General features: G+C 71.5%; 16 protein-coding genes. All 16 read left to right on the plus strand.

The features are described 5' to 3' along the window. The first annotated feature begins 34 nt into the window (after positions 1–34). The 16 genes from ACZ5WG_RS36285 to ACZ5WG_RS36360 all read left to right on the plus strand — a co-directional run bounded on the left by ACZ5WG_RS36285 (position 35) and on the right by ACZ5WG_RS36360 (position 16,078). Positions 35–346: an STAS domain-containing protein gene (locus ACZ5WG_RS36285; protein WP_266668944.1), complete on the plus strand. Its 312-nt coding sequence runs from the start codon at positions 35–37 to the stop codon at positions 344–346. A gap of 5 nt (positions 347–351) precedes the next feature. Continuing rightward, on the plus strand, positions 352–816 hold the full coding sequence (locus ACZ5WG_RS36290) for an ATP-binding protein (RefSeq protein ID WP_468728825.1): 465 nt from the start codon (positions 352–354) through the stop codon (positions 814–816). Next, the gene (locus ACZ5WG_RS36295; protein WP_468728827.1) at positions 798–2,063 is read left to right on the plus strand and encodes a PP2C family protein-serine/threonine phosphatase; all 1,266 of its coding nucleotides are present in this window, start codon (positions 798–800) and stop codon (positions 2,061–2,063) included. Before ACZ5WG_RS36290 ends, ACZ5WG_RS36295 begins: the two co-directional genes overlap by 19 nt. After that, positions 2,063–2,806, plus strand: coding sequence for a MinD/ParA family ATP-binding protein (locus tag ACZ5WG_RS36300; RefSeq protein WP_468728828.1), 744 nt, complete (start codon positions 2,063–2,065; stop codon positions 2,804–2,806). Before ACZ5WG_RS36295 ends, ACZ5WG_RS36300 begins: the two co-directional genes overlap by 1 nt. 70 nt (positions 2,807–2,876) lie before the next feature. Beyond that, positions 2,877–3,617 carry a type 1 glutamine amidotransferase domain-containing protein gene (locus ACZ5WG_RS36305; protein WP_468728829.1) on the plus strand — a complete coding sequence of 247 codons (741 nt, stop codon included), beginning with the start codon at positions 2,877–2,879 and terminating at the stop codon, positions 3,615–3,617. A gap of 36 nt (positions 3,618–3,653) precedes the next feature. Continuing rightward, complete coding sequence (locus tag ACZ5WG_RS36310; RefSeq protein WP_468728830.1) at positions 3,654–5,138, plus strand: aldehyde dehydrogenase family protein; 1,485 nt, start codon at positions 3,654–3,656, stop codon at positions 5,136–5,138. 67 nt (positions 5,139–5,205) lie between these two features. Then, on the plus strand, positions 5,206–5,820 hold the full coding sequence (locus tag ACZ5WG_RS36315; RefSeq protein ID WP_468728831.1) for an NADPH-dependent F420 reductase: 615 nt from the start codon (positions 5,206–5,208) through the stop codon (positions 5,818–5,820). A 2-nt stretch (positions 5,821–5,822) separates the two neighbouring features. Further along, on the plus strand, positions 5,823–6,365 hold the full coding sequence (locus tag ACZ5WG_RS36320; RefSeq protein WP_468728833.1) for a (2Fe-2S)-binding protein: 543 nt from the start codon (positions 5,823–5,825) through the stop codon (positions 6,363–6,365). Positions 6,366–6,370: 5 nt separating this feature from the next. After that, positions 6,371–8,776 carry a xanthine dehydrogenase family protein molybdopterin-binding subunit gene (locus ACZ5WG_RS36325; protein WP_468728834.1) on the plus strand — a complete coding sequence of 802 codons (2,406 nt, stop codon included), beginning with the start codon at positions 6,371–6,373 and terminating at the stop codon, positions 8,774–8,776. Further along, entirely contained in the window at positions 8,773–9,597 is an 825-nt protein-coding gene (locus ACZ5WG_RS36330) for an FAD binding domain-containing protein (protein ID WP_468728836.1), read from the plus strand. The genes ACZ5WG_RS36325 and ACZ5WG_RS36330 overlap by 4 nt, the downstream gene beginning before the upstream one ends. A 25-nt stretch (positions 9,598–9,622) precedes the next feature. Continuing rightward, complete coding sequence (locus tag ACZ5WG_RS36335) at positions 9,623–10,888, plus strand: MFS transporter (protein ID WP_468728837.1); 1,266 nt, start codon at positions 9,623–9,625, stop codon at positions 10,886–10,888. After that, a complete protein-coding gene (locus ACZ5WG_RS36340; protein WP_468728839.1) occupies positions 10,885–12,399 on the plus strand; it encodes an ATP-binding protein in 1,515 nt (504 codons plus the stop codon). Before ACZ5WG_RS36335 ends, ACZ5WG_RS36340 begins: the two co-directional genes overlap by 4 nt. Then, positions 12,400–12,756: a nuclear transport factor 2 family protein gene (locus ACZ5WG_RS36345; RefSeq protein ID WP_078987675.1), complete on the plus strand. Its 357-nt coding sequence runs from the start codon at positions 12,400–12,402 to the stop codon at positions 12,754–12,756. Between the two features lie 117 nt (positions 12,757–12,873). Further along, positions 12,874–13,521, plus strand: a complete 648-nt coding sequence (locus ACZ5WG_RS36350) for a TMEM175 family protein (RefSeq protein WP_468728841.1) — start codon at positions 12,874–12,876, stop codon at positions 13,519–13,521. A gap of 71 nt (positions 13,522–13,592) precedes the next feature. Continuing rightward, positions 13,593–14,921 carry an IS701 family transposase gene (locus ACZ5WG_RS36355; RefSeq protein WP_468728842.1) on the plus strand — a complete coding sequence of 443 codons (1,329 nt, stop codon included), beginning with the start codon at positions 13,593–13,595 and terminating at the stop codon, positions 14,919–14,921. Continuing rightward, entirely contained in the window at positions 14,921–16,078 is a 1,158-nt protein-coding gene (locus tag ACZ5WG_RS36360; RefSeq protein WP_468728843.1) for an XdhC family protein, read from the plus strand. The genes ACZ5WG_RS36355 and ACZ5WG_RS36360 overlap by 1 nt, the downstream gene beginning before the upstream one ends. The last annotated feature ends 16 nt before the right edge of the window (positions 16,079–16,094 follow it).

The raw sequence follows: 16,094 nt of genomic DNA on the forward strand, positions 1-16,094 counted from the left end.
AACGCTCCCACCGTACGGCCGAAGGAGACCTCACATGCCGCTTTCCGTGTCCCTGAGCATCGAGGGCGACACCACCGTGATCGAGCTGGCGGGCGAGCTGGACGCCAAGACCGCGCCGGACTTCCACCAGACCATCGAGAAGGCCGCCGGGCACGGCACCGGCACGGTCGAGATCAGGATGGCCGGTGTCGGCTACATGGCCAGTGCCGGACTGCGGTCCCTGGTCTTCGCCCAGCAGAAGGTGGCGGACCACGTGACCATCAAGGTGGTCGGCGCGATCGAGCCCGTGTCCCGGACCATCCGGACCGCCGGGCTGGACCGCAGCATCGTGCTCTCCGATGAGTGAATCGCATGAGTGACATGGTCGAACTGGCGAGGACGCCCGCCGAACTGGAGGTGCCCGCCACCGTGGGGGCACTGGGCGACATCGCCTCGTTCGTCCTGCGGCTGGCCGGCCGGGCGGCCCTGGACAAGGGCGCCGCGTACCGGATCCGGCTGGCCGTGGACGAGCTGGCCACGAACATCGTGATGCACGGGTACCGGGGCGGCGACGGGCGGATCACCGTCCGCGGCCGCTCCGGTCCCGGCCGGGTGCAGATCTCCATAGCGGACTCCGCACCGGCCTTCGACCCCGTCGAGGGCCGCCTGCCCCCCGCCCCCGGGACTCCCCCCGAGCGGCGGCGGGTCGGCGGACTCGGCATCCACCTGGCGCTGACCAGCGTGGACGAATTCAGCTACGTACGCAGGGACGGCCGCAACATCAGCACGCTGACTGTGAACGCTGAGGGGACGGACCCATGCCCTCCACGACCGTGATCATCCTCGACGAGTACCCGCCGCCTCCGCCCGAGCTGCTCGACGCGCTGCGGTCGATGGACGCGGAACTCGTCGCCCGCACCCTGGCGGAGCTGCGCACCGGCCCGCTGGAGGGGCTGCCCGTCGCCGACGTCCTGCTCGCGCCGGCCGAGGCCGACGGGGAGTCGGTGCGCCTCGCGGTGCGGCGGCTGCGCCGCTGGGCCGGGGCCCCCATCGTGGTCGTCTGGACGGTGACGGAGTTCGCCGCCCTGGAGGAGCACGTCCGGCTCGGCCACGACTACCTCGTACCGCCCTTCCTGCCCGCCCTCGTCGGGGCCCGGCTGCACAGCTGCTCGGAGCGCGCCGGACTCGGCCGCACCCTGCGCGAAGCCGATGCCCGCGCCGAACTCATGGGGTACGAGAAGGAGCTGGAGATCGGCCGGGAGATCCAGGCCGGTTTCCTGCCCGAATCGCTGCCGGTCCCCGAAGGCTGGGAGATCGACGTCCGGTTCCGGCCCGCCCGGCAGGTCGCCGGGGACTTCTACGACGTCTTCGAGATCTCCCGCGGCCGCCGCCTCGCCTTCGTCGTCGCCGACGTCTGCGACAAGGGGGTCGGCGCCGCGCTGTTCATGGCGCTCATCCGCTCGCTGCTGCGGCACACCGCGGAGAACAGCGGACTGCAGCACCTGGTGGCCGCCGGGCGGGCCGGCGGCAGCCGGCGGATCCCGGTGGTCGGCGCGACACCGCTGCTCAACGCGGTCACCGCCACCAACGGCTACCTGACCCGCAACCATCTGAGGCAGGGCTATTTCGCCACCCTGTTCTTCGGCGTGCTCGACCCGCTGACCGGCAGCCTCGTCTACATCAACGGGGGCCACAACGCGCCGCTGCTGCTGCGCGCCGAAGGCGGCGACCCGCTCGCCCTGGAGGTCACCGGGCCGGCCGTCGGGGTGCTGCCGGACTGCGTGTACACGCTGGGCTACGCCCAGCTGAATCCCGGCGACACCCTGTTCGTGTTCACCGACGGAGTTCCGGAGGCCCGCTGCCCCAGCGGCAGTTTCCTCGGCGACGAGCGGATGCTGGAGCTGCTCGCCGGCCCGCCGGTGAGCGGCAGGGAGGTGGTCGACCGGATGGACACCGCCGTACGGGAGCACACGGGCACGGCCGAACAGCACGACGATGTCACCATGCTGGCCCTGCACCGGCCACGTGCGGCGCGGGGGCCGCACGCGGACCGGCCTGCGACGGCCCGTACGGCGGTGGCCTGATGACCCGGACCATCGTGGTGCACTCGCACCGCGGCGGTACCGGGAAGTCCTCGGTACTGGCGAACCTGGCCCTGCTCATCGCGGGCGAGGGGCGCCGGGTGGGGGTGGTCGACACGGACATCCAGTCGCCCACCCTGGACCTGCTCTTCCGGCTCGGCCCGGGCCCCTCCCTGGCCGACTACCTGCTCGGGCGCTGCGAGATCGAGGCCACGGCCCAGCAGGCGGGCGTGCCCGGACTGTACGTCGTACCGGCCCGGACCGGGACGGCGGCGCTGCGCGAGCTCATGACGAGCGGCTACGACGTGGGGCTGTTGCCGGAGGGCTTCGACCGGCTGGCCGAGCACTACGCGCTCGACGTGCTGCTGCTCGACACCCACGCCGGGCTCAACAACGAGTCGGTGACCGCCATGGCGAGCGCCGACGTACTGATGATCATGGCCCGGGCCGACCGGATCGACCTCTCCGGAGTCGAGGAGACCATCGCCCTGGCCGGGCGGCTGCCCTGCCGGCGGACCCTGGTCATGAGCATGGCTCCCGAGGGCATCGACGGAGAACTCGTCCGCCGGCGTTGCGAGGAGGTGTACGGCGCCCCCCTGGCCGGAATCCTTCCTTATGTGCCGGAAATGGCCGCCCTGTGCGGTGAACGCATATTCGCCGAAGCTCATCCCGACCACCCCCTGGTCGGTGAATTCCGCACCATCATCTCCGCGTTGGACGCACCTCACGAAGTATCGCGCGCCTGACGCTCCCCCCTTACGCCCCCTGCGGGGGGCGTGTTGAATCGGCAGCGATTCCAGAACAAGGAGAGAAGTCATGAAGATTCTCGTCGTCATGACGGCCAAGGCAACGCTCCATCTGCTGGACGGGGAACAGCACCCCTCGGGATTCTGGGCCGAGGAATTCGTCGTTCCCTACACCCTCTTCAAGGCCGCAGGCCACACCGTGGACGTGGCGACGATCGGGGGCCAGGCCCCCACGGTCGACCAGACCAGCATCGACCCCCAGTTCCTCCAGTGGGTCCGCCCCCAGGGCTCACCGGACGAGGACGCGGCCAACGCCGCCGAGTACGTCAGAGTCATCGAGAACACCCCCCAGCTCAAGAACCCGCTCGCAGTGGAATCCCTCACCGAGAAGGACATCGCCGACTACGACGGCGTCTACGTGAGCGGCGGTCACGGCGCGATCGGGGACCTGCCCAAGTCCGACGAGCTCGCCCAGATCCTGCGGTGGGCCATCGCCGCGGACAAGCCGCTCGCCACCGTCTGCCACGGCCACACCTCGCTGCTCGCCCTGCGCGACGGCGAAGGCCACTGGCCGTTCGAGGGCTACCGGATGACCGCCTTCTCGCACAGCGAGGAGCTGGTCACCAACATGGCCGGCCGCCTCCCGCTGATCCTCGAGGCCGAGCTCACCCGGCTCGGCGCGCGCTACGAGAAGGCCGAGGCGATCTGGGACTCGCACGTGGTCGTGGACCGCAAGCTCACCACCGGCCAGAACCCGTACTCCTCCAAGGCCCTTGCCGAGACGTTCCTGACACAGCTCGCCAAGGACTAGCACGCACGCCCCCGCATCCGACACCGGAAGGCAGCCATGACCAAGCGCGCGCTCAGCGACCAGCCCTTGGCCAACCCCGGGAAGCTGTTCATCGGCGGCACATGGGTCTCGGCCCAGGACGGCCGTACCGAACCGGACATCAGTCCCGTGGACGGACAGGAGATCGTACCGGTGGCCCAGGCCGCCGCCGCGGACGCGGACGCGGCCGTGGCCGCCGCCCGCCACGCGTACGAGGAGGGTCCCTGGAGCAGACTGTCCGCCCAGGAACGCGCGCTGCGGCTGAACCGGGTCGGTGAGCTCATCGAGCGCGACCTGGAGGAGATCGCCCTGCTGGAGACGGTGGACATGGGCAAGCCGTTCGCCTTCTCCAGCACGGTCGACGCCCCCATGGCCGCCCAGCTCATGCATTACTACGCCGGCGCCGTGACCCGCGTCGACGGCTCCTCGCGGGCCCCGGCCGGCGGGCAGCTCGCGTACACCCTGCGCGAGCCGCTGGGCGTGGTCTGCGCGATCACCCCGTTCAACTTCCCGCTGCTGCTGTCGATGACGAAGATCGCCCCGGCCCTGGCGGCGGGCAACACGGTCGTCCACAAGCCCTCCCCGGCCACCCCGCTCACCGCACTGAAGATCGCCGAGCTCTTCCAGGAGGCGGAGATCCCGGACGGCGTGCTGAACGTCATCACCGGTCCGGGCGTGGAACTGGGCGAGACCCTCACCGGCCACCCCGACATCGACAAGATCGCCTTCACCGGCTCCACCTCGGTCGGCCAGACGATCATCCGCAAGGCGGCAGGCACCCTGAAGAAGGTGACGATGGAGCTCGGCGGCAAGTCCGCCAACATCGTCTTCGCCGACGCCGACCTGGACGCCGCCGAGGAGCTCGCCTTCTTCGGCATCTACTACAACAAGGGCGAGATCTGCACCGCCGGCTCCCGGCTGCTGCTCCAGCGCCCCATCCACGACGAGCTGGTCGAGCGCCTGGTCCGGCGCGCGGCCGCCCTCAAGCCCGGCGACCCGCGCGACCCGGAGACCCTGTTCGGGCCGCTGGCCCACCGCGGCCAGTTCGACAAGGTCAGCTCTTACATCGAGGTCGGTGAGAAGGAAGGCGCCCTGCTGCGCACCGGCGGTACCGGCTGGACCCCCGACGGGGCCTCCAGCCAGGGCCTGTACTTCCTGCCGACCATCTTCACCGGCGTCGACAACGGCATGAGGATCGCCCAGGAGGAGATCTTCGGGCCGGTCCTGTCGATCATCCCCTTCGACACCGAGGACGACGCGATCCGGATCGCCAACGACAGCGCGTACGGCCTCGCCGCCGGCGTCCACACCAAGGACCTGCGGCGTGCCCACCGGGTGGCCTCGCAGATCAAGGCCGGCACGGTCTGGGTGAATTGCTACAACCAGTACGACCCCTCCGTGCCGTACGGCGGCTACAAGGCCTCCGGATACGGACGCGAGTGCGGACCGGAATCCCTCGAGAGCTACACCCAGACCAAGTCGGTCTGGATCGGCATGGACTGAACGACCGGCTCACTCGCGACTCGACCGACTGACTCGCGACCGATCCACCGACCGAGTAGGAGCGGCAATGCGCACAGGCATCATCGGCACCGGGCGAATCGGTTCCACCCTCGCGCGGATCCTGGTGGCGGCCGGGCACGAGGTCTTACTGGCCAACGCCAGCGGCCCCCGGTCCATCGGCCCCTTACTGGCCGAACTGGGCCCGGCGGCCTCGGCGGCGCACCCCGCCGAGGTCGCCGACCAGGCCGAACTGCTGGTGCTGATGGTGCCGTACGCGAGCATCCGCGGGCTCCTTCCGCCCGCGGCCGTACAGGACAAGGTGCTGGTGGACGCCACCAACGCGTTCGGCGGCGCGGGCGCCCCCGCGGACCTGGGCGACCGCAGTTCCAGCGAACTGGTCGCCGAGTGGTATCCCGGCGCCCGCGTCGTGAAATCCCTGAACACCATGCATTTCGAGACTCTCGCCGTCGCCGGCACGGAGGGGGGCGAACGCCTGGCCCATTTCACGGCGGGCGACGACGAGAAGGCAAAGGAAATCGTCGCGGGAATCATCACGGATCTCGGATTCGCCCCTGTCGACACCGGCTCGCTGCATTCCGGAGGAATTCTCCAGCAGCCCGGCGGGCCCCTTTTCAACCGGCCGCTCACGGAAGCGCAGGCGCTGGCATGGATATCTCACTGAACGTGAACGGAAGACCCGAGCAGTTCTCGGCCGAGCCGAACGAACTGCTGGTGGAGCGGCTCCGTGACGGCCTCGGGCTGACCGGAACCAAGGTCGGTTGCGACACCGGCCAGTGCGGTACCTGCGTCGTCCAGCTCGACGGCCGGTCCGTCAAGAGCTGCCTGATCCTCACCGCGTCGGCGGCCGGCTCCGGGGTGACCACCATCGAGGGCGTCACCGAGCGGGGCGGGGAACTCACCGGCCTCCAGGAGGCCCTGCGCCAGGAACACGGCACCCAGTGCGGGTTCTGCACCCCCGGCATGGTGATGGCCCTCGGCGAGCTCGTCGAGAACACCGCCGACCGCGAGGCGCCCACCGAGCCCGAGATCCGCGAGTGGCTCACCGGCAACCTGTGCCGCTGCACCGGCTACCACAGCGTCGTACGGGGCGTGCAGCGCGCCTGCTCCGCCGCCCGGGCCGAGATCCCCGAGGAGATCAGCGAGGGCGCCGCCGTCTCCGCGTCGGCCGCCTCCGGATCCGCGTCCGCGTCCGGCAAGGAGGTGTGAGGGAGATGACCGCAGTGACGGGGGAGGTTCCCCTCCAGGGATCGGGCTTGCTCGGACAGCCGCTGGACAGCCGCGAGGATCCGCAGCTGCTGCGCGGCGAGGCCACGTACGTGGCCGACATCGACCTCCCGGGCACCGCCCACATGGCGATCCTCGGCAGCCCGGTGGCCCACGCGAAGATCATCTCCATCGAGACCAAGGCCGCCGAGCAGATGCCCGGCGTGCTGAAGGTGGCCACCGCCGCCGACTACACCGACGTCATGCCGCTGCCCTGCATCTGGATCCCCGGCGGCGTCGAGAGCCACTTCCCGCCCCACCCCTACGGACTTCCCGGCGCCCGCCCGGTCCTGACCGGCGACACCGTCCGGCACGTCGGCGACCCGATCGCCGTGGTCGTCGCCGAGACCCCGCGCCAGGCCACCGCGGCGCTGGCCGCCATCGCCGTCGAGTACGAACCGCTGCCCGTGGTCACCCGGGCCGACGATGCACTCGCCGAGGGCGCGCCCCAGCTGCACGAGGCCGTACCGGGCAACCTGAACGCGTACTGGACCTGCGGCGACAAGGACCGCACCGACGCGGCCATCGCCGAGGCCGAGGTCACGGTGGAGCTCGACCTGGTGAACCAGCGCACCATCAACAGCCCCATCGAGCCCCGCGGCGCGGTCGGCGACTACAACGCCGCCACCGACGAGTACACGCTGTACGCCTCCACCCAGGGCCCGCACAACCATCGCTTCCTGCTCGCCGCGCTGGTCCTCGGCATCCCGTTCAACAAGCTCCGGGTGATCGCCCCGACCGTCGGCGGCAGCTTCGGCACCAAGGGCTACCTCTACCCCGACATGGCCCTGGTCCTGCTGCTCTCCAAGGCGCTCGGCCGGCCCGTGAAATGGGTGGACACCCGCACCGGCCTGATGAACTCCACCGTCCAGGGCCGCGACCACCGCCAGCACGTGGTGCTCGCCGGCACCCGCGACGGCCGCATCACCGGCCTGCGCGCCACCAGCTACGCCAACCTCGGCGCGTACCCGTCCACCATCGGCCCCGGTGTCGCCACCGCCCTGATGGGTCGCTCCATCAGCGGCATGTACGACATCCCCGCCGCCTTCTGCGAGGTCTACGCCGCCTTCACCAACACCGTCTCGCTCGGCGCCCAGCGCGGCAGCGGGCGCGCCGAGGCCGCCTTCCTGATGGAGCGGCTCGTCGACCGGTACGCCTCCGAGATCGGCATGGACCCGGCGGCCGTCCGGCGCATGAACCTGGTGCCCAAGGAGAAGTTCCCGTACGACAACGGCCTCGGCTGGACGTACGACTCCGGGGACTACCAGCTGAACTTCGACAAGGCGATGGAGCTGTCGGGCTACGCCGACATGCCCGCCCGCAAGGCCGAGGCCCGCACCCGCGGCAAGCGGCTCGGCGTCGGCCTCGCCACCTACGTGGCCATCTGCGGGGTCGGCCCCTCCACCCGGATGTCCAAGGAGGGCATGCTCGGCGGCACCTGGGAGAGCGCGAACATCCGCGTCCACCCGACCGGCGAGGTCACCGTCACCGTCGGCTCCGCCTCCACCGGCCAGAGCCACCACACGGTCTTCGCGCAGGTCGCCGCCGACGAGCTCGGCATCGACCCGGCCCTGGTCCAGGTGTACGAGGGGGACACGCTCAAGGCCCCGTACGGCCAGGGCACGTACGGCTCGCGCTCCTACAGCATGGCCGCGCCCGCCGTCGCCATCACCGCCCGGAAGATCAAGGCCAAGCTGGTCAAGGCCGGGGCGGTGTTCCTGGGCGTCCCCGAGGAGAAGGTCGTCTACAAGGGCGGCAAGGTCTACGAAGAGGGCAACGAGGAGAACACCAAGACGTTCGCCGAGCTGGCGATGTCCATGTGGTACGGCTGGGGGCTGCCCCCGGAGATCGAGCCCGCCCTCGACGAGACCAGCCACTTCGACCCGCCGGACTTCAACTACCCCTTCGGTACGCACGTCGCGGTCGTCGAGGTCGACGAACTCACCGGTGAGACGGAGGTGGTGGCGTACACCGCCGTCGACGACGCCGGCCACATCGGCAACCCGAAGATCGTCCTCGGCCAGATCGAGGGCAGCATCACGCACGGCCTCGGCCAGGCGCTGATGGAGGCCGCCGTCTACGACGAACAGGGTCTGCTCATCAGCTCCGACCTGACCAAGTACGCCCTGCCGCGCGCCGCGGACGTGCCGTTCTTCACCCTAGACAAGACCACCACGCCCAGCCCGCACAACCCGCTGGGAGCCAAGGGCGCCGGCGAGATCGCCACCGTGCCGCCCGCCGCGGCCGTCGTCAACGCGGTCGTCGACGCCCTGTCCGACCTGGGCGTGCAGCACATCGACATGCCGCTCACCCCCGAGAAGGTCTGGCGCCGCCTGCGAGGAGAAGCCGAGTGATCCTCACCGAGTTCGACTACGTACGGCCCGTCGGCCTCGCCGAGGCGCTGACCCTGCTGTCCGGCACCCGGGGCGCCCGGGTGCTGGCCGGCGGCCAGACCCTGCTGCCCGGGCTGCGCACCGGGGAGGACACCGCCCGGCTCCTCGTCGACGTACGCCACCTCGAGGAGCTCCGCGGCATCGAGCGGACCGCCGACGGGATCCGGATCGGTGCGCTCACCACGCTCGCGCAGCTCGCCGCCCACCCGGCCGTCCTCGCCGAGGCCCCGGAGGTGGCGGCCGCCGCCCGGGCCAACGGGGACCCCCAGGTCCGCAACCTCGGCACCGCCGGCGGGAACCTCGCCGCCGGCGGGCGCGCCACCGACCTGCCGGTCGCGGCCATCGCCGCCGACGCCCGGGTCGAACTGGCCGGACCCGGCGGGCGGTCGACCGTGACCGCCGAGGAGTTCACCGCCTCCGGGGTGCCCGCCGGGGCCGTGGTCACCGCACTGCTGGTGCCCGCCGCCGGGCGGGCCGCCGCCTTCGAGAAGACCGCCGACCGGGCCACGCGCTACCCGGTCTGCGCCACCGCCGTACGGATCACCCCCGACGGGCCGCGCATCGCGGTCACCGGGGCCACCGCCCGCCCGCTGCGGCTGCGCGGGGTCGAGGACCGGCTGCGCGGGGGCCCGTACACGACGGAGGCCGTGCTCGCGGCCTTCCGCGCCGAGCCCAGGGAGCTGTTCGTCCCCGGGCGCGGCACCTCGGCCGAGTACCTCGGCCACCTCGCGGGGGTGCTCACCGCCCGCGCGCTGCAGAGGGCAGACCAGGCCCTCGCCTGACCGCCCACAACGGGGAGTTGACGCAGTGGCCGAATTGTCCAGGACGACCACGGGGGTACCGGCCGGGCCGACCGCCCAGGCGGCGGCCCCGGCACCCAGAGGCTCCGGCTTCTGGGTGGTCGGGGCGGTGCTCGTCCTGCTGATGCTCTCCTCGTCCGTACCCTCCGCCCTCTACGTGCTCTACCAGCAGAGATGGGGCCTGTCCTCCGGCATGATCACGGTGGTCTTCGCGCTGTACGCGGTCACCGTGCTGATCGGGCTCCTGCTCTTCGGGTCCCTCTCGGACACCCTGGGCCGGCGCCCCGTGCTCGGCGCCGGCCTGGTCCTGGCGATCGTCTCCATGGGGCTGTTCGCCGCAGCGCAAGGGCTCGGGCTGCTGCTCGCCGCCCGCGCCGTACAGGGGCTCTCGGTGGGCCTCGCCACCGGGGCGATGGGCGCCGCCCTGCTCGAACTCGCCCCGCGCTCGCGGCCGGCGCTCGGCGCCCAGGTCAACAGCGCGGGGCCGACGGTGGGGATCGGGCTCGGCGGGATCGGGGCCGGGCTGCTCGTCCAGTACGCGCCCGCCCCGACCGTGCTCAGCTACCTGCTGCTGGTCGCCGCCTTCGCGGTGACGTTGGTGGGGGTGTTCAGGATGCGTGAGAGCGCTCCCGAGGCCCGCTCCGGCGGCCGGATGCGGATCAGCGCACGCCGGATCCACGTCCCGGCCGCCGTACGGGGCCGGTTCGCGATCCTCGTCCTGACCATCGTCGCCGTCTGGTCGGTCGGCGGCTTCTACCTCTCGCTCGGGCCGCACCTGGCCCTGTCCCTGCTCCAAAGCAGCAACTACCTCGTCGGCGGGGCCACCGTGGCCCTGCTCGCGGGCGCCGCCACCGCGGCGCAGCTGCTGCTGGGCCGCACCGAGGCCCTGCGCACCACCGTCCTGGGCCTGTGCGGCCTGCTGGCCGGCCTCGGCCTCGTGCTGCTCGCGCTGGGCCTCGGCTCGGCCCCCGTGTTCCTCGTGGCCACGGCCGTCCTCGGCGGCGGCTGGGGCGCGGCGTTCCTCGGGTCGTTCCGGGCGCTGAGCGCGCTGGCCGACCCGGCGCACCGCGGGGAACTGACCGCCGCCGTCTACGTCTTCGCGTACCTCGCGATGAGCGTGCCGGCGGTGCTCGCCGGAATGCTCACCAACATCCACGGACTGCACCGCACCTCGGTCGGCTTCATGGCCGCCGTCGCAGGGGTGTGTGCGCTGGCCCTGTTCGTCACGCTGCGGCTCGCCGCCCGCACCCGGGCCGAAGGGAGCACCACATGAAGGCTGCCGGCATGAGCGCCGCCGAGCTGCGGTCGGCCCTGCTCGGGCTGGAGATCTTCGCCGGTCTCACCGAGGACCAGCTGGACTGGCTGGCCTCCGTCTCCGAGCCGCGGGTGCTCGCGGACGGGGAGGTCCTCTTCCGGGACGGCGAGGAGGCCACCGGCTTCCACGTCCTGCTCGCGGGCGGGCTGGTCGTCACCAAGGTCGTCGACGGCCGCGAGGAGGTGCTCACCCGGCACTCCACCGAGGAGGAGAGCGCCGCCGCCGAGGAACACGACGGAAAGCCCTCCGCCGCGCACCGCTTCACCGGTGAGCTGCCGCTGCTGACGGACGGGGCGTACGTGGCCACCGCCGCCGCGAGCGGACCGGCGACCACCGTCGTCGCGTACCCGAAGCCGGTGTTCTTCGAGATGCTGACCCGCTGCCACGGGGTGGCGGCCGTGCTGATCCCGGTGCTGGCCTGGCGGATCAAGTCCTCGGAGGTGCAGGCCCGCAAGCGGGCCACCGTCGAGGCGCTCGGCACGCTGGCCGCCGGCCTCGCGCACGAGCTGAACAACCCGGCGGCCGCCGTGGCCCGGGCCGCCCAGGAGCTGGCACCGGCCCTGGAGGGGCTCACCCGGACCGCCCAGGCCTGGGGGGCCGCGGCGACGGGCGCGGAGCGCTCCGTGTTCGACCGGCTGGCCGAGGAGCTCGACAAGCTGCCGCCGCCGGCCACCACCGACCCGTTCGCCCAGGCCGACGCCGAGGAGGAGATCGCCGACTGGGCCGAGGAGGCGGGCACCGAACGGCCCGGGCTGCTCGGCTCGGGGATCTCGGACCTCGGGCTGGAACTGGGCTGGCTGCTGGAGCGGCTGGAAGGGGTCGGGGAGCCGGCCCTGCCCGCGGCCCTGGACCACCTGGCGGCCCTGCTGGAGATCCGCTCGCTCGCCGCGGAACTGCGCGCGGCCGGTCCGAGGATCTCCCAACTGGTCGCCGCCACCCGGGATTACGCCAATCTCGACCGGGCGCCCGAACAGCGTTTCGCGGTGGCGGACGGGATCGAGAACACGCTGGTCGTGCTGCGTGCGAAGCTCTCCGGCATCACCATCGTGCGCGAGTACGAGCCGGGCCTGCCCGAACTGACGGGCTACCCGAGCGAGTTGAACCAGGTGTGGACCAACCTGGTCGACAACGCGGCCGAGGCCATGGAGGGCGCCGGCATCCTCACCCTGCGGGTCCGCGCCGAGGGCGTCTGCCTGGTCGTGGAGGTCGCCGACACCGGCCGGGGCATCCCCGAGGACTCCCTGCCGCGGATCTTCGAACCCTTCTACACGACCAAGGACGTCGGGAAGGGCACGGGCCTCGGACTGCACCTCAGCTACCGCATCGTGACCCAGCGCCACCACGGCTCGATCACCGCCCGCTCGCGTCCCGGCGAGACCCGGATGGTCGTGCGGCTGCCGCTCACCGCGGCCGCCGCCTGCGCCGAAACACCTGATGAACCCACCTCCACCCGCTCCACCACCAGTTGAATGAACGGAGTCGACATGGCCAAGTACGACATCTCCAAGCTGCACCCGGTGTTCGTCCGCCAGATGGAGGCGCTGGCCGCCCTGGACATCGAGGCGGTGATGAAGAACTACACCGACGACGCCGTCCTGCTGCGCTTCGAGGGGGTCTCGGTCGGGATCGAAGCCGTGCGCGAGACGTTCACGGGCTACCTGACGGTGAAGCCCACGCTGGTGGAACTGCAGGAGTACATCGAGACCGAGGACACGATCTTCTACCGCGCGATCATGAATCTGAACGGCGAACCGGAGCACGCGTTCGGGACACTTGTGGTCCGCGATGGCCGGATCTGGCGCCAGACCGCCGGTTTCGGCGGCTGACCAACGATATCTGGGTAGCGTGTGCGGGGAGGGCGGAGGCAGCGCCCTCCCCGTACGCGCAGGCCCCGCGGGAGACCGCCGCGCGGGCCTGGCTGGTGAAATGGCAAAGGGGAGGTCATGGAACACGAAACCGGGCGTGTCGAGGCATTCAGTGACGGGGTATTCGCCATCGTCATCACGATTCTCGTTCTGGAACTAAAGGTTCCGAAAGAAACAGGATCGGACTTCTGGCACGGCGTGTGGGAACAGTGGCCGCACTATGCCGCATACGTGGTGAGTTTCCTCATCATCGGCGTGATGTGGGTGAACCACCACACCATCTTCAGTCACCTCAAGCGGGTGGACCGGCCGCTGTTGTTCCTGAATCTCATGGTGCTGATGGTGGTATCGGTGATTCCGTACACCACCACCGTGCTCGCCGAGCACCTCGTCGAGGAGGGCGGCTCCGCCAACGCCGCCGCGATCCTCTACAGTTCGGTCACCGTCGTCTACGCGCTGGCATTCCTGGCCTTCTGGTGGTACGTCACCCGCGTCGGCCACCTGTTCCACGAACGGGTGGACAAAGACGGCGCCCGGGCCACCCGCGTACGCTTCGGCCTCGGTGCCGTGGCGTACCCCTTGACCGTTCTCCTGTCCTTCTTCTCCGCACCGCTCACTCTCGTCGCACACTTCCTCATCGCGCTCTACTATGCGGCGAACCAGATCCCCATCCCCCTCGTGGTAGAGGAAGAGCGGCTCGAATCTGCCAGCGACCTCAGGAAGTAGCCGCCGTGGCCTACGGCCGTTCTGCACGGTCAAGTAGGGTATTGGATCTAGTGGTCGCGGGGGAGGCCCAGATGGCTCGCGTAGTCCTTCCGGAGGATTCCACGAAGGAAATCTCCGAATTGATCGACGTCCTGATCTCTCTTTTCTTCGAGTCCTTACCCCGGCGGGACCAGCGAAACTGGGCCCGCGTTTATCTCAACGGCCTGGTGCGGACCAGCGGGAAGAAAACAATCCGTAACATCGCCGGAACAGGGGCCAGTTCCGTCGAGCAAAGCCTCCAGCAGTTCATCAGCAAGTCCCCCTGGGACTGGACCCCCGTACGCCGCTCCCTCGCCCAGTACCTCGAACGCACCGCCCAGCGCCCGCTGGCCTGGGTGGTCCAGCCCATGGTCATAGAGAAGGCCGGTGACCGCTCGGTCGGCGTGGGCCGCCAGTTCGTCCCCCAGCTCGGCCGCACCGCCAACTGCCAGCAGGCCAGCGGCATCTGGCTCGCCTCCAGCGAGGCCAGCTTCCCCGTCGAATGGACCCTCACCCTCCCCGGGCCCTGGACGAGCGAGCTGCTGCGCCGCCGGCGGGCCGGCATCCCCGACACCGCACGCTCGCTCACCCCCGCCCAGGACGCCGTACACGCCGTCCAGCGGATGGCCGCCAGCTGGCAACTCCAGCGCCGGCCCGTGGTGATGGAGGTGGCCAACACCGACATCCCGCAGAGCATCGAGTCCTTCGCCCTGCAGGACATCCCCTTCGTGTTCAAGGTCGACGGCTCGCTGCCCGTTTCCTTCGGCGGCGCCGGCCGGCACAAGCCCGGGCCGCACACCGCGCCCGCCCGCGAACTCATCGACTCCCTGCGCTCCCAGCGGCGCGTCGTCGAATGGACCCGGCACGGCCGAGCCGAAGGAGCAGTGACCCTGCTGACCTCGGCCGCCATCCTCGCCACCCCCGGCGAGGACCGGTCCGTACCCCTGACGCCCACGCCGCTGCTGCTCGTCGGCGCGTGGACCGAAGCCGCCCTGCTGCCCTCCGAGTTCTGGATCACCAACATCGGCGACCGGCCGCTGGCCCAGCTCTTCCTCCTCGCCAAACTCACCGACCGGGTATCCCTCGATTTCACCGAGACCTGCGAACCCGTAGGCATCCGTGATTTCGAGGGCCGCTCCTTTCGTGGCTGGCACCACCACGCCACGCTCGCGAGTGTCGCCCACGCGTCGATGCTGCTCGGTGCGCGCGGCAGGATCCCCGACGGCTTCCCCGGGCACGTACGGCCCCCGCTCGGCGGGGCGCCCGGGCCCGTGTCCCGTACCGGAGCACCCGGCCCCGTGGCGCGCACCGGCCCGCCGCCGGTGCTGCCGCCGCGGCCGCTGATCCCCGGCCAGAGCGCGAGACGCGAGTACATCCGCTGATGCTCGACATCGCCGAGGAACTCCGCGCGTGGTGCTCCGCGCACCGTGAATTCGCCCTGGCCACCGTGGTCGCCGTCAGCGGGAGCGCGCCGCGCGGCCCGGGCGCCTCGCTGGCCGTGGACGCCGGCGGCACCGCGCTCGGCTCCCTCTCCGGGGGGTGCGTGGAATCCGCCGTGCACGAGCTGTGCCTCGACGCGATCGCCTCCGGCGAAGGCGGCGTGCACCGCTTCGGGTACAGCGACGACGACGCCTTCGCCGTCGGCCTGACCTGCGGGGGAGTCCTGGACGTGCTCGTCACCCCGGTGCGCGGGCACGACCCGGTACGGCCCGTCCTCGGCTCCGTGCTCGAGGCCGCGGCCGCAGGCGCCCGGGCCGCGCTGGCCCGGGTGGTCTCCGGCCCGCCGCCGCAGCTCGGCCGGGCCCTCGCCGTCCACCCCGACGGATCCTACGAGGGCTGCCTGGGCGGCGGGCCGGCCCTGGACCGGGCCGCCGCCGGGCACATACGGGACCTGCTGCTGGCCGGGCGCACCGGGACCGCCGAGCTCGGCACGGCGGGAGGGCTGTGCGGGCAGCCGCTCACCCTGCTGGTCGAATCCGCCGCGGAACCGCCCCGGCTGATCGTCTACGGGGCCATCGACTTCGCCGCCGCCCTGGCCCGGATCGGGGCCTTCCTGGGGCACCGGGTCACCGTTTGCGACGCCCGGCCGGTCTTCGCGACGCCGGCCCGCTTCCCCGACGCCGACGAGGTGGTCGTGGACTGGCCGCACCGGCACCTGGCCGCGGAATGGGAGGCGGGCCGGCTGGACGCCCGTACAGCGGTCTGCGTCCTCACCCACGACGCCAAATTCGACGTACCCCTGCTCGCCCTCGCACTCCGGCTGCCGCTGGGCTACGTGGGAGCCATGGGATCGAGGCGCACCCACGCCGACCGCGAGCAGCGGCTGCGCGAGGAGGGGGTGCCGCAGGCCGCGCTCACCCGGCTGCGCTCTCCCATCGGGCTGGACCTGGGCGGCGCCACCCCCGAGGAGACGGCCCTGTCCATCGCCGCCGAGTTCACTGCGGTCCGGTACGGCGGATCCGTCGCCCCCCTCGCCCGGCGCCGGGGCCCGGTGCACGCGCGTGCACCGCAGGTCGCCCGGGCGGCCGGGAGGGGATGAAGCCGCTGCGGCTCGC

It is taken from the genome of Streptomyces sp. NPDC032745 (assembly GCF_055579465.1).